We start from the raw sequence: 15798 nt of genomic DNA, 5'->3' as shown, positions 1-15798 counted from the left end.
GATTAATTTCAGTTTATGAATTATTTACCTGCGGCTTTACCAGACTTGCGACGTACGATTTCGCCTACGAAACGTATACCTTTTCCTTTGTAAGGTTCTGGTTTACGGAACGAGCGGATTTTCGCGCAAACTTGTCCGATTAACTGCTTATCGCATGATTCAAGAATTACTAGTGGGTTCTTGTTTCTTTCTGATTTTGTCTCAAGTTTGATTTCTTTCGGCAATTTCAGGAAGATTTGGTGAGTGTAACCTAATGATAGCTCCAACACTTGTGGATCTGTATTAGATGCACGGTATCCAACCCCTACTAATTCTAATTCTTTACGATATCCTTCTGAAACACCCACAACCATGTTGTGTAGCAATGAGCGATATAGACCGTGTAACGAACGATGTTCTTTTCCGTCTGTTGGACGAGTTACAGTCAATTCAGCTCCTTCGACAGAAACTTTGATATCAGGATTAATTTCTTGACTTAATTCACCTTTTGGTCCTTTTACTGTAACTACGTTTCCGTTTACAGTAATAGTAACTCCTGCAGGGATACTTACCGGTAATTTTCCTATTCTAGACATACTTGTTATTCCTCCCTCTTAATTAATAAACATAACATAAAACTTCGCCGCCTACTTTAAGGTCGCGTGCTTCCTTGTCTGTCATAACTCCTCTAGAGGTTGATAACACAGCAATACCTAATCCGTTAAGGACACGTGGCATATCTTTGTAACCGGTATACTGGCGTAGACCTGGGCTAGAAACACGAATTAATTTCTTAATTGCGTTTACCTTGTTAACTGGATCGTACTTCAAAGCAATTTTGATAGTGCCTTGAGGTCCTTCATCTACAAACTTATAGTTAAGAATGTAGCCTTTTTCCAAGAGAATCTTAGTGATCTCCTTTTTCAAATTCGACGCTGGTACTTCAACCACGCGGTGCTTTGCCATGATGGCATTTCTGACACGCGTCAAATAGTCTGCTATTGGATCTGTCATAAAAAAATAAATTAAATTGATCCCGACCGTCGGGACAATATTTAAAAAATAAACCTATATAATAATGTATATTATATTTCTTTGCTTGTTACCAGCTAGCTTTCTTAACTCCTGGTATCAAACCTTTAGATGCCATTTCGCGGAATTGAATACGCGAAATTCCGAATTGGCGAATATAGCCTTTCGGACGACCAGTTATCGAGCAACGGTTGTGCAAACGTACTGGTGATGCATTCTTAGGAAGTGCTTGTAGAGCTTCGTAGTTACCCTCTGCTTTCAATTGAGCTCTTTTGGCTGCGAATTTCGCAACCATTTTAGCTCTTTTTACTTCACGGGCTTTCATTGATTCTTTAGCCATATCTTCTTTTTAGTCTTTTTTAGCGTTCTTAAAAGGCAATCCAAATTCTCTCAAAAGTGCATAACCTTCTTCATCTGTTTTCGCAGAAGTTACAAAGGTAATATTCATTCCCAGAATTTTAGTAATATTATCAATATTTATTTCAGGGAAAATGATTTGTTCTTCGATTCCAAGTGTATAGTTACCTTGTCCATCAAGACGACTTTCGATTCCTTTGAAGTCACGGATACGTGGAAGTGCAACACGGATAAGTCTTTCTAGAAACTCGTACATTGTATCGTGGCGAAGTGTAACCATCACACCGATAGGCATTTTCTTACGAAGTTTGAAGTTAGAGATATCTTTTTTCGAGTATGTTGCTACTGCTTTTTGTCCTGTGATAGCTGTCAATTCGTTAATTGCAGTTTCGATGATTTTTTTATCAGCTACAGCCATTCCCAATCCTTGATTGATAACGATTTTTTTCAATACAGGAACCTGCATTGGAGTTTTGTAACCGAATTCTTTCATCAACGCCGGAGCGATTTGCTCTTTGTATACTGTTTTTAGGGTTGTTGTACTTGCCATTATTTAATCTCCTCCCCTGTATTTTTAACGTAACGTACTAGCTTACCTTTCTCGTTCAATTTACGTCCGATCTTAGCGATGCGTCCTGTTTTAGGATCTTTGATATTCAACGCTAGATTTGAGATGTGAATTGGAGCTTCCATTTCTACAAAACCTCCTTGTGGATTTTTTGCATCAGGCTTCGCGCTTTTCTTAACCATATTGCGACCTTCTACTATAGCGCGCTGATCTTTTACAAGAACTTTTAGCACACGTCCTGTAAGTCCCTTGTCTTTTCCAGCAAGGATAATTACTTCGTCGCCTTTCTTTATATGTAATTTGCTCATTACTTATTCGTTTTTGGGATTAAAGTACTTCTGGTGCAAGTGAAACAACCTTCATATTTACGGCACGAAGTTCTCTGGCAACTGGTCCGAAGATACGGCTACCTCTCATATCACCACCTGCGTTCAACAATACACATGCATTGTCATCGAAGCGGATATATGATCCGTCTGCACGACGGATTTCTTTTTTCGTACGTACTACTAATGCTTTAGTTACAGCACCTTTCTTAATATCACTCGAAGGGATAACATTCTTGATAGCAACAACGATTACATCCCCTACTGACGCATAGCGTCTTCTTGTTCCGCCTAATACGCGAATACATAGTGCCTCACGAGCACCACTGTTGTCGGTTACGACTAATCTAGATTCTTGTTGTATCATAATTATTTAGCCCTTTCGATTATTTCTACTAATCTCCATCTTTTTGTCTTACTCAACGGACGAGTTTCCATGATACGTACTGTATCACCTGCGTTACACTCGTTCTTTTCGTCATGAGCATGATATTTTTTGGTCTTGTTCACGAATTTTCCGTAAATAGGGTGTTTTTCTTTCCATTTTACAGCAACTGTGATAGTTTTATCCATCTTGTTACTGAAAACGACCCCGATTCTCTCTTTTCTTAATTTTCTCGTTTCCATCAGCTTTGAAATTATTTGTTGAGTTCTCTTTCGCGGATTACAGTCAAGATACGTGCGATATCGCGACGTTTTTCTTTGATCTTAACTGAACTCTCTAGTGGAGATACACTGTGGTTTAATACCATTTGGTCGAGTGCTATTTTTTCAGCATCAACTTTCTCTAATAATTCTTTGTCAGACAATTCTCTTACTTCTGCTATTTTCATAACTTCAGATTATTTTTGAGTTAAATCATAGTCACGACGCACAACAAACTTGGTTTGAACCGGTAGTTTTTGTGCAGCCAGACGTAATGCTTCCTTAGCTACTTCGAAAGATACCCCTTCGATCTCGAACAATATGCGTCCTGGTGTAACTGGTGCCACAAATCCTTCTGGCGCTCCTTTACCCTTACCCATACGTACTTCGGCAGGTTTCTTAGTGATTGGCTTATCAGGAAAAATTCTTACCCAAACTTGTCCTTGACGTTGCATGTAACGAGTCACTGCAATACGAGCCGCTTCTATTTGGCGTCCTGTGATCCATTTTGAATCAAGAGTCTTGATTCCGAATGAACCGAAAGACAATTCATGCCCTCTTTGGGCAACACCTTTCATGCGACCTTTTTGCTGTCTTCTGAATTTAGTTTTTCTCGGTTGTAACATTTCTTCAAACGTTTAATCTTACTTTCTCTTATTTCTCTTGAAACCTCCTTTGTTTCCTCCCTCGCGGCGTTGTCCTCCTCCATGGTTTGGAGCGTCTTTAGCTGTTGCGAATGAAGGTGAAAGGTCTTGCTTACCGTAAACTTCTCCACGGCAAATCCATACTTTGATTCCTAACAATCCTACTTTAGTCAATGCTTCGGCATGTGCATAGTCAATATCAGCACGGAATGTGTGAAGTGGTGTACGTCCTTCTTTATACATTTCAGAACGAGCCATCTCAGCGCCATTCAAACGACCTGAAATTTGTATTTTGATACCTTCAGCACCTAGTCTCATTGTAGAAGCGATAGCCATTTTCACTGCACGACGGTAAGCGATTTTACCTTCTAATTGACGTGCGATGTTGTTTGCTACGATTACTGCATCAAGCTCAGGTTTTTTAACTTCGAAGATGTTGATTTGGATATCTTTGTCAGTTATTTTCTTCAACTCCTCTTTCAACTTGTCTACTTCTTGTCCACCTTTTCCGATGATGATTCCCGGACGTGCTGTACAAACTGTAATAGTTACAAGTTTAAGAGTACGTTCAATGATAATACGCGATACGCTAGCTTTAGCAAGGCGGGCGTTAAGATATTTACGAAGTTTGCTGTCTTCTAGAAGAGTCGCTCCGTAATTCTTTCCTCCATACCAGTTAGAATCCCATCCACGGATAATTCCTAATCTATTTGCTATTGGATTAACTTTTTGTCCCATTTGCCTTATTAGTTTTTATTATCATTGTTTATAGTATCTACTTTGAGCGTCATGTGATTAGAACGCTTGCGTACTCTATATCCTCTACCTTGTGGAGCCGGACGAAGTCTTTTCAACATCATTCCGCCATCAATTTTGATTTCAGATACACACAACTCTCCTGTTTCTGCTTTACGACCGTTTTTAGCTTCCCAATTGGCGATAGCAGAACGCAATAATTTCTCTATTCTTGCAGCAACTTCTTTGTTCGAAAACTTCAAAACTCCTAGAGCTTTGAAGACTTCCATTCCACGAATCATATCTGCTACAAGGCGCGCTTTACGAGGCGAAGTTGGAACATTGTTCAACTTTGCCAAAGAGATTGCTTTATTAGCTTCTTTTCTCTTCTCAGCTGTTATTCTTTTTCTAGCACCCATTTTTACTGTTTCTTTTATTTATTTTTCGAGGCTTCGATTGTTAATTATTTTTTCTTGTTACCACCATGACCACGGAATGTACGTGTTAGGGCAAACTCACCAAGTTTGTGTCCTACCATGTTCTCTGTTACATAAACAGGGATAAATTTGTTTCCGTTGTGAACAGCAATTGTGTGTCCTACGAAGTCTGGCGATATCATCGAAGCTCTTGCCCATGTTTTAACTACAGCTTTTTTGCCTGACTCATTCATAGCCAAAACTTTGCTTTCTAGTTTAACGTTAATATATGGACCTTTTTTTAACGAACGACTCATATTCTATTTCTTTATTAAATCAGATTATTTCTTTCTTCTCTCAATTATGTACTTAGAAGAGTGTTTCTTCGGAGCTCTAGTCTTAAGTCCTTTAGAGTAAAGTCCTGTACGAGATCTAGGGTGACCTCCTGAAGCACGACCTTCACCACCACCCATTGGGTGATCTACTGGGTTCATTACAACACCACGTACGTGAGGACGACGTCCTAACCAACGAGAGCGTCCAGCTTTTCCTGATTTTTCAAGAGCATGATCCGTGTTACCTACGCTTCCTACTGTTGCTTTACAAGTAGCTAATACTTTACGTACTTCTCCTGAAGGCATTTTAAGGATTGCATAGTTTCCTTCGCGCGATACTAGCTGAGCAAAAGCACCAGCCGAACGAGCCATTTTAGCACCTTGTCCTGGTCTTAGTTCAATATTGTGAACTACAGTACCGATAGGCATTTTTGCTAGAGGTAGTGCGTTTCCAACTTCAGGTGCAGCTTCTGCGCCTGACATCACTGTTTGACCAACTTCCAAGCCTTGTGGCGCTAGCATATATGCTTTTGCACCATCAGCGTAATATAACAACGCGATACGAGCCGAACGGTTCGGATCGTATTCGATTGATTTCACTGTTGCTGGAACTCCGTCTTTTGTTCTCTTGAAGTCGATAAATCTGTATTTGCGTTTGTGACCGCCTCCTACGTTACGAACTGTCATTCGTCCTGAGTTGTTACGACCACCTGTTACAGTTTTACCAGCTACAAGCGATTTCTCTGGTACACTAGCAGTGATTTCTTCGAATGTACCAATAACCTTGTGTCTCTGCCCCGGTGTTGTGGGCTTTAGTTTACGTACTGCCATTTTTTTATTTAGATATTACTAAAAAAGTCTATTACTTCTCCCTCGTTAAGGGTTACTATCGCTTTCTTGAAAGCGCTTTCTTTTCCGCTGATAACTCCAGATTTAGTAAAACGGCTTTTTTTCTTTCCTGCATAGTTCATAGTATTTACTGATACTACTTTTACGCCGTAAAGTTCTTCTACCGCTTTCTTGATCTCTGCTTTATTCGCACTTGGAGAAACGCGAAAACCGTAGCGATTAGAAAATTTTTCTGTGATCGCTGTTTGTTTTTCTGTTAGGATTGGTTTTATCAAAATTCCCATAGCTTTTATCTCCTTATGCGTTTAAAAGATTATCAATAACTGCTACAGATGACTCACACATTACGATGCTTGCACAGTTCATAACTGAATAAGCATTTAAGTCTGAGGCACTTATAACATTTACTCCTTGTAAATTACGAGCCGACAAATATACGTTTTTATTTTGATTTGGCAAAACCAAAAGTACCTTTTTATCAGCTACTTTCAGATTTTGTGTCAAAGCAACGAAATCTTTAGTACGTGGTTTTTCGAAAGACAAGTCTTCCACAACTACGATTTTGTTATCCATTGCTTTGTATGACAATGCCGATTTACGAGCTAAATCTTTAACTTTTTTGTTCAATTTGAAGCTGTAATTTCTTGGTCTTGGACCGAATACACGAGCTCCACCCACTAGAACCGGAGAGTTGATATCACCACGACGTGCACCACCTCCACCTTTTTGGCGGATAAGTTTACGTGTACTTCCTGACATCTCACTTCTTTCTTTTGTCTTGTGAGTTCCTTGGCGTTGGTTTGCCAAGTATTGTTTCACGTCTAGCCAAAGAACATGGTCGTTAGGCTCAATTTTGTAGATAGCATCGTTCAATGCTACTTTTCTGCCGGTATCTTTACCGCTTTTGTCTAATACACTAAGTTCCATTATCTTTCTATTCTAACGATTGAACCTTTACTTCCCGGAATTGATCCTTTCACTAACAACAGATTGTGTTCCGGTATAATTTTAATAATCACAAGGTTTTGCACAGTCACCTGTGTGTTACCCATTTGACCTGCCATGCGCGTTCCTTTGAATACTTTCGCTGGATACGAACAAGCACCGATCGAACCTGGAGCACGTAGACGGTTGTGTTGTCCTAGTGTTGCTTCTCCTACCCCACGGAAGTGGTGACGTTTAACAACCCCTTGGAAACCTTTACCTTTAGTTACTCCTATCACGTCTACATAAGGATCGTCTAACGAGAACATTCCGTCCACAGTTATAACTTCTCCTACTTTGTAATCTTTGTCGAATCTGAACTCGGCCAAGTGGCTCTTTGCTGGTACTCCTGCAGCTTTGAAGTGGCCAAGTAATGGTTTTGATACGCGAGACTCTTTTTGGTCAACGAAACCAATTTGAGTAGCAGCATAGCCATCTTTCTCCACTGTTTTAACTTGAGTAACCACACAAGGACCTACTTCGATAACAGTGCATGGTATATTTTTACCCTCGGCACTGAAAACGGATGTCATTCCGATTTTTTTTCCTAATAATCCTGGCATTTCTCTTTGTTTTAAAAATTATAAAATATTGTTTGTTCTTTCTTTTATTAAACTTTGATTTCTACTTCTACTCCACTAGGCAATTCTAGTTTCATAAGAGCGTCTACTGTTTTTGCTGTAGAACTGTAGATGTCGATCAATCTTTTGTAAGAATTCAATTCGAATTGCTCACGAGATTTTTTGTTAACGAAAGTCGAACGGTTTACAGTAAAGATACGTTTGTGAGTTGGTAACGGAATTGGTCCGCTTACAACAGCACCAGTAGCTTTAACTGTTTTTACGATCTTGTCAGCTGATTTGTCAACCAAGCTGTAGTCGTAAGATTTCAGTTTAATTCTGATTTTTTGACTCATCTGTCTTTTATTAATTATTATTGTTTTTACTTGAAACTGCGCACCACGATTAAGAGTCATTTACTAATCGTAGTACGCGGGTTTCTTTATTAGCTTATTGCTTATTATTTAATAAGGTCTACACGTCCTTTCACTTCTTCAAGTACTTGTTTCGCGATAGACGAAGATACTTGTTCGTAGTGAGAGAATGTCATTGCCGAAGTTGCACGACCTGAAGTGATAGTACGTAATGATGTTACGTAACCAAACATTTCAGCTAGAGGAACTTTAGCTTTAACGATACGTGCTCCTGAACGGCTCGATTCCATTCCTTCTACTTGACCACGACGTTTGTTCAAGTCAGAAATTACATCCCCCATACTTTCTTCTGGAGTTACAACTTCCAATTTCATTATCGGCTCTTGTAGAACTGGTCCTGCTTTTTCTGATGCGCTCTTGAATGCAAGTCTAGCACAAAGTTCGAAAGATAATTGGTCAGAGTCAACCGCGTGGTATGAACCGTCAACCAATACAACTTTCAAGTTGTCTAATGCATATCCTGCAAGAACACCATTCTTCATTGCATTTAGGAAACCTTTCTGAACTGAAGGGATAAATTCTTTAGGAACGTTACCACCTTTAACTTCGTCGATGAATTGTAGTTCGCCTTCGAAGTCTGGATCAGCTGGTCCAACTTTAACAATGATATCAGCAAACTTACCACGACCTCCTGATTGTTTTTTGTATACTTCGCGAAGCTCAACTGTTTGAGTGATTGCTTCTTTGTAAGATACTTGAGGACGTCCTTGGTTAGCTTCTACTTTAAACTCACGTTTCAAACGGTCGATGATGATCTCCAAGTGAAGCTCACCCATACCTTCAATGATTGTTTGACCTGTTTCTTCGTTAGTGCTTACGCGGAATGTTGGATCCTCTTCAGCAAGTTTAGCAAGTCCGTTCGAAAGTTTATCAACGTCTTTCTGAGTTAATGGCTCGATAGAGATACCGATAACTGGTTCTGGGAAGTCCATAGACTCAAGAACGATTGGGTTGTTTTCGTCACAAAGTGTATCACCTGTACGGATATCTTTGAAACCAACACCTGCACCAATATCACCTGTTCCGATAACTTCTTTAGGGTTTTGTTTGTTCGAGTGCATTTGGAACAAACGTGAAATACGTTCTTTTTTATCAGAACGTGGGTTGTACACGTATGATCCTGCAGGAAGTGCTCCTGAGTATACACGGAAGAAACATAGACGTCCTACGTAAGGGTCGGTAGCAATTTTAAACGCTAGAGCAGCCAATGGCTCGTCAGCACTTGGATGACGAACAACTGTTTCACCATTACGAGGGTCAGTACCTTCGATAGCTTCAGTATCTAGTGGACTAGGTAGGTATTTACATACTGCGTCCAATAGAGGTTGTACTCCTTTATTTTTGAAAGAAGATCCACAAAGCATAGGGTTGATTGCCATTGACAATGTTCCTTTACGCAATGCTGATAGAATTTCTTCTTCTGTAATTGTTGATGGATCATCGAAGAATTTCTCCATTAGAGATTCGTCGCATTCTGCTACTTGTTCTAGCATTTTTTCGCGCCATTCTTCTGCTTCTGCCAACCATTCAGCTGGGATATCAGCCAACTCGTAGTCTGCACCCATTGTTTCGTCGTGCCAGTACATCGCTTTCATTTTCACAAGGTCAATGATACCTGCGAAGTGTTCTTCAGCGCCGATCGGAATTTGGATTGGACATGGGTTAGCACCTAGTACTTCTTTTACCTGACGAACTACGTCAAAGAAGTTAGCTCCCGAACGGTCCATTTTGTTTACGTAACCGATACGTGGAACTGCATATTTATCAGCTTGACGCCATACTGTTTCAGATTGAGGCTCTACACCACCAACCGCACAGAATGTAGCGATAGCACCATCCAATACACGAAGAGAACGCTCTACTTCGACAGTAAAGTCAACGTGTCCGGGAGTGTCAATCAAGTTGATTTTGAACGCCTCGTTATCATATTTCCACTGAGCTGTTGTAGCTGCAGAAGTAATAGTAATACCGCGTTCTTGTTCTTGTGCCATCCAGTCCATGGTAGCACTACCGTCATGAGTCTCACCAATTTTGTGAGTCAATCCAGTATAGAACAGAATACGTTCTGATGTTGTTGTTTTACCGGCATCAATGTGGGCCATGATACCGAGGTTTCTTGTATTTTTTAGATTTTCGTTTTTCATCCTTATGCTCCTTGTTCTATAAGTTAAAATCTAAAGTGAGCGAATGCACGGTTAGCATCTGCCATCTTATGCATATCTTCTTTACGTTTGAATGCTCCACCTTGGCTATTGAATGCATCTGTAATTTCTGCAGCAAGTTTGTCAGCCATTGTTTTACCACCTCTTTTACGAGCGTAAAGGATAAGGTTTTTCATCGAAACAGATTCTTTTCTGTCTGGACGAATTTCTGTAGGAACTTGGAAAGTAGCACCACCTACACGGCGAGACTTAACTTCCACTTGAGGAGTCACGTTATCCAACGCAGCTTTCCATATTTCTATAGCAGATTTTTCTTCGTTTTGTAGTTTGTTTTTTACAATTTCCAAAGCAGAATAGAAAATATCAAATGCTGTAGATTTTTTTCCGTCATACATCAAGTGATTGACGAATTTTGTAACTTTTACATCACCGAAAACAGGATCTGGAAGAATCTGTCTCTTTTTTGGTTTTGTTTTTCTCATTTTTTACTGAAAATTTGTTTTTGTTTTTGGTTGTCAATTTTTAGATGTCTTCAACAGCTTCCGCTGAAACTATTTACTCAACCCGTATATTGCCTATCCAAGAAACTTAAACCGTTTTAATACTTTAATTTAATAAACTCGGTTAAGGGATTAGCCGTCAGGTATTATTTCTTTTTACCTTTCGCTGCTGCTGCAGGTGCTGCTCCCGGTTTCGGACGTTTAGCTCCGTATTTCGAACGACGTTGTGTACGACCGTTTACTCCAGCTGTATCCAATGTTCCACGAACGATGTGGTAACGAACACCCGGAAGGTCTTTCACACGACCGCCTCTAACAAGTACAATAGAGTGCTCTTGCAAGTTATGTCCTTCTCCAGGAATATATGCATTCACCTCTTTTGAGTTTGTTAAACGAACACGTGCTACTTTACGCATCGCCGAGTTTGGTTTCTTAGGAGTAGTAGTGTACACACGGATACATACTCCACGACGTTGTGGGCATGAATCTAGCGCACGCGATTTACTTTGCTCAACCAAAACAGTACGTCCTTTTCTTACTAATTGTTGAATTGTAGGCATCTTGTTTTAATCTTTAAAACTTTTAATCAGTTTTTTGTTTGTTAATAATTATCCTAAAACAATAGACTTAAATCCAGCCATCCGTCTGATAATCAAAAGACTACCTTCAAGACACCTTTCATCAGGCTACTATTTGGGGTGCAAATGTATGAATAATCAGCAAGATACACAAACTATTAGGGCTTTTTTTTATCGCAGAATCAATCAAATAAGCACATTTATTCATTCTTCAATAAATCCAAATCGGATATTTGTCAAGATCTTTGCAAAAAAAACAGCAACACCTCATAACTCGAATAATATTAATTCATTTACACACGGAATCTCAACAACTTACAACTTTACTTCAAAAAAAAATGTAAAAAATACATTTATTAATTAAACCTTTTCGTCTTCGATCAGTCATACTGCAAAATCAAAAAACATTTTATAAAGTTTTATAGCTATAAAAGAACATGAAACATGCACTCTTAATCCTCTTTGCGATTTGCCTAAGTTTCGGTGTCGAAGCTCAAAGCCAATCGAATATAACTATTACCGGGCAGGTTTTTGACAAAGCCATGAACGAAAGTATCGAGTCTGCAAGTATTCGCTTACTCAGCAAGCGTGACAGCTCATACATAACTGGGACAACAACAGACAGCAAAGGTAATTTCAGACTGACAGTCAAACAAGCACCCTACATTGTACAAGTAAGTTTCATGGGGATGAAATCTGTATTCCACGATGTAAGTTCTACGCAAAACGCCAAACTTGGTAAAATAGAACTCGAAGAAGATGGTGTTTTGCTTCAAGATGCAATAGTTACAGCCAAAGCAGTAGAGATTGTAATAAAAGGAGACACAGTAGAATACAATGCCGATTCGTACAAAGTACAAGAAAGTGCAGTGCTTGAAGATTTGATAAAAAAAATACCAGGTGCCGAGATTGATTCGGATGGGAAAATAACTGTCAACGGAAAAGAAATCAGCAAAATACTAGTAGATGGGAAAGAGTTTTTCTCGGATGATCCAAAGGTAGCGTCAAAAAATCTACCTGCCAAAATGATCGAAAAGCTCCAGGTACTTGATAAACGCTCCGATCTATCACAACTCACCGGATTTGACGATGGCAACGAAGAGACAGTCATCAATCTGACTGTAAAACCCGGCATGAAAGAAGGTTTGTTCGGACAGTTCGTCGGAGGATACGGAACCAAAGACAGATATGAAGGAAATGGGATGTTGAACTATATGAAAAACAATACTCAAATATCTCTGATAGGAGGTTTGAATAATACGAACAATGCAGGTTCTTCCGACTTTGCCTCTAGCATGGGCGGCGGTCGTGGAGGGGGCCCTCGTGGCATATCCTTCGGCTCACAGAATGGCGTAGCTAAAACAAACAATCTAGGTGTCAACTTTGCTACCGAAGTAAAAGACAAGCTTTCTATCAATGGTTCGGCAAATTTTGGACTCGTGGACAACGATGTCATCAACGAAAGCGAAACCATTTACGATTCACAACAGAAACTCAGCAATAAAACCAACAAATCGGTAGGCAACAATCGAAGCCTCAACTTCGGCACAAATTTCCGCGTGGAATGGAGTATCGACTCTCTCACAAAAGTCATATTCCGACCAAATATACGCTACAACAAAAACGATGCATATTCTACATCTTCGGGTAGAAGCTATTATAACGAATTATATCGCGACTACGACTATTCTAGCGACTCATCATTCTACGATTCTCATTCACAAGGACTAAACATGGATGGTAGCCTCATCCTAAGTCGCAGATTGAATAGTAATGGACGAAGCATCACTTTACGCGTATCGGGTGGATACAGTAAATCCGATGCCGATGGATTCGATTATTCGAATTCGATATTCCGCTTTAGACCTGATGCTGCCAAAGCAGATTCTGCCGGTGTAGTAGTAGATCAATACAGCGATCAGACAGACAAAGGATACAACTGGAGTACTACCCTATCGTATGTAGAACCGATTGGCAATAATAACTTCCTTGAATTGGAATATACTGCTCAGAAAAGGAACTCGACAACCGACAAGGATGTATATTCTTACGATCCGTTCCTTGACGATTATAGCACACGCGTTGACAGCGTTACACGATATCTTAAAAATGACTTCCTAAACCAAAACGTTACACTGAGTTTCCAAAGTATCAGAGAGAAATTCAACTACACAATCGGGATTGGTATCGAACCTGCTAATTCAAAAACAGATATTACGGTACCAAACAGCCCTAAAGAAAGGATTCCAAGACTTAGCGTCATAAACTTCGCTCCAAAGATGCGTTTCAATTATTCATGGAGTAAACGCCAAACTTTGCGAATCGATTATCGGGGATCGACAAATCAACCGACAAACCGACAGTTGTTTGACGGAGACTATACCAATACGGCTACGGCTATCGAAAGAGGTAATCCGAATCTGAATCCATCATTTACGAATCGCATTTTCGTACGTTACCAGAGCTTCAATGCCGAAAAGGCCTCGATGTTTATGATTTTCGGACGTTTCCAGAACACAATGGACGACATCGCCCGTGTGTCATACACCGAAGATCGAACAATGAAAGAAGTTACGACATACAAGAACGTAAATGGCAATTTAAGTGCCAACGTACGAATGATGTTCAATCGTCCATTGCGAAACCGCAACTTCTCCGTGAATGGTATGACTTATGTGGGATACTCACGAACAAATTCATTCGTTACTCTGCGCAAAGACGGCCCATCAAACATAGACAAGCCGAAGCTATACAAAAACACCGCGAATATGTATACTATTCACGAGAATTTGGGACTTCGTTTCACTTCGGATATGTTCGACTTCACGCTTCGCGGAAATGCTAAATTCGAGCGTTTATTAAATACCATTACAGACAACGATCGTAGCGTATGGGATTATGGTGGTTACGCCGACTTCACGTTGCATCTTCCTTACAATTTCCATATCGAGAGTGATCTGAATTACAGCGCCAACTCGGGATACGAAGGAGGATATAACAAAAACGAATGGCTGTGGAATGCTTCGATATCGAAAGATTTCTTGAAAGCTAAGAATGCAACTATACGCATCAAGCTGTATGACATTTTGCAGGAACGCAGCAATGTGTCATGGAGTTCGAATGCACAGTACACACAATTTAATCGCACAAATACAATTAATAGCTTCGCCATGTTTAGCTTTATCTATCGCTTCCAGTCATTCAAAGGGGGTGCTAAAATGGGCGACATGGGACCAGGTCGCGGACCGGGCGGAGGACATGGCAGACCACCTGGAGGTGGAGGCCGCTTTTAAGTCTAAAAATTCTAACAATTCACCAAAAAAGCTACTAGTCGCGATGATTAGTAGCTTTTGCTTTATATAAAATAGTTGATTTATTAATTTTTCTTACAGCGTACCGTAAGATAACCACCATTGTCAGTTCTAAGCGGAGTACGCGTTGATACCCCTACATTATCAGAATCACCTGAAAATATAGACAAGCCTGCATAACCATATATTGCCGGAGATTTGCCGAAATCCACTACACTCCCAGTGTGAAAATAAGACTCCCGACCATAAGTATCACTAACTGTGCTAGTTCCCCATACACATCCAGCCATCATAGCCGAGAAACCACCATCGAAAAGAATATTACCTTTCGAAGTATTTGTATCGGTTATTCCCGGAGGATTACATTTACTTGACATGGCCATACCATGATTTCCTCTATCGTAAATCAAGATTGACTCTTCGCCCAAGCCAATTTGTCCATCAAATGGATCGGTAGGATCTAATCCTCCTACTGGTTCGGTCAAATTTGTGAGAGAAGAATATTGAGATGAATTTTTTATGATTTCTTTTTCCAGCTCTATCCACTCAGCCATAGTTGGGATATGCCAACCCTCGGGACAGATACCTTGCAAGTGGTTACCCTCATTATGCTTACTCTTTTCTACTCCATTAACAAACTCTTTACCTACAGCATCGATTGACTTCTTATTAGTTGCCGCCTCCCATTCATATAATAATCCGATAGATGGATTGGCATCGAAGTTACTTTTATTCAGACCCGGATAAGTATATGCCATCCGAGCGGTTGCTCCAGCAGTAAGAGACTCGGTCAGATACGCTCCTCCCAAATTATCAGCATATTTTGTAGCTCTCAAGTTTTCAATCATCCATACACCGGCTGAACCAAACTGACTTGCACGAAATTCGTTGCCGTCTTGATCTTTGTAGGTTTGAACTCTGCTATCATATGCAGCTCCAGCCAAATTCCATGTCTTTCCATTCCACATGTAGACACCTCGTCTCAAAGGTTCTTTCATACTACAAGCATCTTCATTCATATTATAGACCGTTAATCCAATATGAACATTGGGATCTGGCCTATCCTCCGAATCAGGAATTATATCAATAAGCGAGTTCAAATCAGTCAAGTGAATACGTGGCAATAACAAGCCTTTTGTTGCATTAACTCCTCCAACTGCCACGTTCTTTTGATCTTTCAACTGAAGAATTGCTCCATACACCGGCTCTTCATCAACTCCTATTGTCACTTGACTATTGCCTTTGAGACAAAAAAATGACAAGAAAACAATTACAATAATTGGATACTTCATAGATTAAATAATGTAAGAATTTTGTGTTCTAAAATTTGTGTTCTAAAGTTTGTACAATATCAATATTTCACATCATGTACATGCCACAAAG

22 protein-coding genes are annotated in these 15798 nt (G+C 39.9%); 1 reads left to right on the top strand and 21 read right to left on the bottom strand.

Annotation, left to right across the window (positions count from 1 at the left end; all coding sequences use genetic code 11):
* Nucleotides 1-20 precede the first annotated feature (20 nt).
* The 20 genes from rplF to rpsL form a co-directional block, all read right to left on the bottom strand.
* Nucleotides 21-575, bottom strand: a complete 555-nt coding sequence (rplF, locus tag C1A06_RS01150) for a 50S ribosomal protein L6 (protein WP_101688382.1) — start codon at nt 573-575, stop codon at nt 21-23.
* A 22-nt stretch (nt 576-597) separates the two neighbouring features.
* Nucleotides 598-993 (bottom strand): 30S ribosomal protein S8, encoded by a 396-nt coding sequence (gene rpsH, locus C1A06_RS01145; RefSeq protein ID WP_101688381.1) that lies wholly within the window; start codon nt 991-993, stop codon nt 598-600.
* Nucleotides 994-1081: 88 nt separating this feature from the next.
* The gene (rpsN, locus tag C1A06_RS01140; protein WP_101688380.1) at nt 1082-1351 is read right to left on the bottom strand and encodes a 30S ribosomal protein S14; all 270 of its coding nucleotides are present in this window, start codon (nt 1349-1351) and stop codon (nt 1082-1084) included.
* 9 nt (nt 1352-1360) lie between these two features.
* Nucleotides 1361-1918, bottom strand: coding sequence for a 50S ribosomal protein L5 (rplE, locus tag C1A06_RS01135; RefSeq protein WP_101688379.1), 558 nt, complete (start codon nt 1916-1918; stop codon nt 1361-1363).
* Nucleotides 1918-2244 carry a 50S ribosomal protein L24 gene (rplX, locus tag C1A06_RS01130; protein ID WP_101688378.1) on the bottom strand — a complete coding sequence of 109 codons (327 nt, stop codon included), beginning with the start codon at nt 2242-2244 and terminating at the stop codon, nt 1918-1920. The genes rplE and rplX overlap by 1 nt, the downstream gene beginning before the upstream one ends.
* A 19-nt stretch (nt 2245-2263) precedes the next feature.
* Nucleotides 2264-2629 (bottom strand): 50S ribosomal protein L14, encoded by a 366-nt coding sequence (gene rplN, locus C1A06_RS01125; RefSeq protein WP_101688377.1) that lies wholly within the window; start codon nt 2627-2629, stop codon nt 2264-2266.
* A 2-nt stretch (nt 2630-2631) separates the two neighbouring features.
* Entirely contained in the window at nt 2632-2901 is a 270-nt protein-coding gene (rpsQ, locus tag C1A06_RS01120) for a 30S ribosomal protein S17 (RefSeq protein ID WP_185116802.1), read from the bottom strand.
* A complete protein-coding gene (gene rpmC / locus C1A06_RS01115; protein WP_101688375.1) occupies nt 2901-3095 on the bottom strand; it encodes a 50S ribosomal protein L29 in 195 nt (64 codons plus the stop codon). The genes rpsQ and rpmC overlap by 1 nt, the downstream gene beginning before the upstream one ends.
* A 9-nt stretch (nt 3096-3104) precedes the next feature.
* Nucleotides 3105-3533 carry a 50S ribosomal protein L16 gene (gene rplP / locus C1A06_RS01110; protein ID WP_101688374.1) on the bottom strand — a complete coding sequence of 143 codons (429 nt, stop codon included), beginning with the start codon at nt 3531-3533 and terminating at the stop codon, nt 3105-3107.
* 18 nt (nt 3534-3551) lie between these two features.
* Nucleotides 3552-4289: a 30S ribosomal protein S3 gene (gene rpsC, locus C1A06_RS01105; protein ID WP_101688373.1), complete on the bottom strand. Its 738-nt coding sequence runs from the start codon at nt 4287-4289 to the stop codon at nt 3552-3554.
* 8 nt (nt 4290-4297) lie between these two features.
* The gene (gene rplV, locus C1A06_RS01100) at nt 4298-4705 is read right to left on the bottom strand and encodes a 50S ribosomal protein L22 (protein ID WP_101688372.1); all 408 of its coding nucleotides are present in this window, start codon (nt 4703-4705) and stop codon (nt 4298-4300) included.
* A gap of 44 nt (nt 4706-4749) precedes the next feature.
* Nucleotides 4750-5019 carry a 30S ribosomal protein S19 gene (gene rpsS, locus C1A06_RS01095; protein ID WP_101688371.1) on the bottom strand — a complete coding sequence of 90 codons (270 nt, stop codon included), beginning with the start codon at nt 5017-5019 and terminating at the stop codon, nt 4750-4752.
* A gap of 24 nt (nt 5020-5043) precedes the next feature.
* The gene (gene rplB / locus C1A06_RS01090) at nt 5044-5868 is read right to left on the bottom strand and encodes a 50S ribosomal protein L2 (RefSeq protein WP_101688370.1); all 825 of its coding nucleotides are present in this window, start codon (nt 5866-5868) and stop codon (nt 5044-5046) included.
* An 8-nt stretch (nt 5869-5876) separates the two neighbouring features.
* A complete protein-coding gene (rplW, locus tag C1A06_RS01085; RefSeq protein ID WP_101688369.1) occupies nt 5877-6170 on the bottom strand; it encodes a 50S ribosomal protein L23 in 294 nt (97 codons plus the stop codon).
* Between the two features lie 13 nt (nt 6171-6183).
* The gene (gene rplD / locus C1A06_RS01080; RefSeq protein ID WP_101688368.1) at nt 6184-6813 is read right to left on the bottom strand and encodes a 50S ribosomal protein L4; all 630 of its coding nucleotides are present in this window, start codon (nt 6811-6813) and stop codon (nt 6184-6186) included.
* Complete coding sequence (gene rplC, locus C1A06_RS01075; protein WP_101688367.1) at nt 6813-7433, bottom strand: 50S ribosomal protein L3; 621 nt, start codon at nt 7431-7433, stop codon at nt 6813-6815. Before rplC ends, rplD begins: the two co-directional genes overlap by 1 nt.
* Nucleotides 7434-7480: 47 nt before the next feature.
* On the bottom strand, nt 7481-7786 hold the full coding sequence (rpsJ, locus tag C1A06_RS01070; RefSeq protein WP_101688575.1) for a 30S ribosomal protein S10: 306 nt from the start codon (nt 7784-7786) through the stop codon (nt 7481-7483).
* A gap of 104 nt (nt 7787-7890) precedes the next feature.
* Nucleotides 7891-10008, bottom strand: a complete 2118-nt coding sequence (gene fusA / locus C1A06_RS01065; protein WP_101688366.1) for an elongation factor G — start codon at nt 10006-10008, stop codon at nt 7891-7893.
* Nucleotides 10009-10031: 23 nt separating this feature from the next.
* Nucleotides 10032-10508 (bottom strand): 30S ribosomal protein S7, encoded by a 477-nt coding sequence (rpsG, locus tag C1A06_RS01060; protein ID WP_101688365.1) that lies wholly within the window; start codon nt 10506-10508, stop codon nt 10032-10034.
* Between the two features lie 164 nt (nt 10509-10672).
* Nucleotides 10673-11086 carry a 30S ribosomal protein S12 gene (gene rpsL / locus C1A06_RS01055; protein ID WP_101688364.1) on the bottom strand — a complete coding sequence of 138 codons (414 nt, stop codon included), beginning with the start codon at nt 11084-11086 and terminating at the stop codon, nt 10673-10675.
* A gap of 455 nt (nt 11087-11541) precedes the next feature.
* Between rpsL and C1A06_RS01050 the strand changes: the two genes are divergently transcribed.
* Entirely contained in the window at nt 11542-14397 is a 2856-nt protein-coding gene (locus C1A06_RS01050; protein WP_101688363.1) for an outer membrane beta-barrel protein, read from the top strand.
* A gap of 83 nt (nt 14398-14480) precedes the next feature.
* On the opposite strand, the gene C1A06_RS01045 is transcribed toward C1A06_RS01050, so the two are convergent.
* Nucleotides 14481-15707 carry an FISUMP domain-containing protein gene (locus C1A06_RS01045; protein WP_101688362.1) on the bottom strand — a complete coding sequence of 409 codons (1227 nt, stop codon included), beginning with the start codon at nt 15705-15707 and terminating at the stop codon, nt 14481-14483.
* Between the last annotated feature and the right edge of the window lie 91 nt (nt 15708-15798).

The sequence above is a fragment of the Dysgonomonas massiliensis genome, from assembly GCF_900240225.1.
Taxonomy (GTDB): domain Bacteria; phylum Bacteroidota; class Bacteroidia; order Bacteroidales; family Dysgonomonadaceae; genus Dysgonomonas; species Dysgonomonas massiliensis.
Note: the sequence above shows the minus strand (reverse complement) of the source record. Positions and strands in the feature narration are given on the sequence as shown.

Excerpts from the sequence above, each read along its gene's own strand:
- rpsN (WP_101688380.1), bottom strand. The coding sequence starts at position 1,351 with ATGGCTAAAGAATCAATGAAAGCCCGTGAAGTAAAAAGAGCTAAAATG.
- fusA (WP_101688366.1), bottom strand. The coding sequence starts at position 10,008 with ATGAAAAACGAAAATCTAAAAAATACAAGAAACCTCGGTATCATGGCC.
- rpsG (WP_101688365.1), bottom strand. The coding sequence starts at position 10,508 with ATGAGAAAAACAAAACCAAAAAAGAGACAGATTCTTCCAGATCCTGTT.
- rplB (WP_101688370.1), bottom strand. The coding sequence starts at position 5,868 with ATGGCAGTACGTAAACTAAAGCCCACAACACCGGGGCAGAGACACAAG.
- rplN (WP_101688377.1), bottom strand. The coding sequence starts at position 2,629 with ATGATACAACAAGAATCTAGATTAGTCGTAACCGACAACAGTGGTGCT.
- C1A06_RS01050 (WP_101688363.1), top strand. The coding sequence starts at position 11,542 with ATGAAACATGCACTCTTAATCCTCTTTGCGATTTGCCTAAGTTTCGGT.
- rpmC (WP_101688375.1), bottom strand. The coding sequence starts at position 3,095 with ATGAAAATAGCAGAAGTAAGAGAATTGTCTGACAAAGAATTATTAGAG.
- rplC (WP_101688367.1), bottom strand. The coding sequence starts at position 7,433 with ATGCCAGGATTATTAGGAAAAAAAATCGGAATGACATCCGTTTTCAGT.
- rpsC (WP_101688373.1), bottom strand. The coding sequence starts at position 4,289 with ATGGGACAAAAAGTTAATCCAATAGCAAATAGATTAGGAATTATCCGT.
- C1A06_RS01045 (WP_101688362.1), bottom strand. The coding sequence starts at position 15,707 with ATGAAGTATCCAATTATTGTAATTGTTTTCTTGTCATTTTTTTGTCTC.
- rplD (WP_101688368.1), bottom strand. The coding sequence starts at position 6,813 with ATGGAACTTAGTGTATTAGACAAAAGCGGTAAAGATACCGGCAGAAAA.
- rplX (WP_101688378.1), bottom strand. The coding sequence starts at position 2,244 with ATGAGCAAATTACATATAAAGAAAGGCGACGAAGTAATTATCCTTGCT.
- rpsJ (WP_101688575.1), bottom strand. The coding sequence starts at position 7,786 with ATGAGTCAAAAAATCAGAATTAAACTGAAATCTTACGACTACAGCTTG.
- rpsS (WP_101688371.1), bottom strand. The coding sequence starts at position 5,019 with ATGAGTCGTTCGTTAAAAAAAGGTCCATATATTAACGTTAAACTAGAA.
- rpsH (WP_101688381.1), bottom strand. The coding sequence starts at position 993 with ATGACAGATCCAATAGCAGACTATTTGACGCGTGTCAGAAATGCCATC.
- rpsL (WP_101688364.1), bottom strand. The coding sequence starts at position 11,086 with ATGCCTACAATTCAACAATTAGTAAGAAAAGGACGTACTGTTTTGGTT.
- rplV (WP_101688372.1), bottom strand. The coding sequence starts at position 4,705 with ATGGGTGCTAGAAAAAGAATAACAGCTGAGAAGAGAAAAGAAGCTAAT.
- rplP (WP_101688374.1), bottom strand. The coding sequence starts at position 3,533 with ATGTTACAACCGAGAAAAACTAAATTCAGAAGACAGCAAAAAGGTCGC.
- rplF (WP_101688382.1), bottom strand. The coding sequence starts at position 575 with ATGTCTAGAATAGGAAAATTACCGGTAAGTATCCCTGCAGGAGTTACT.
- rplE (WP_101688379.1), bottom strand. The coding sequence starts at position 1,918 with ATGGCAAGTACAACAACCCTAAAAACAGTATACAAAGAGCAAATCGCT.
- rplW (WP_101688369.1), bottom strand. The coding sequence starts at position 6,170 with ATGGGAATTTTGATAAAACCAATCCTAACAGAAAAACAAACAGCGATC.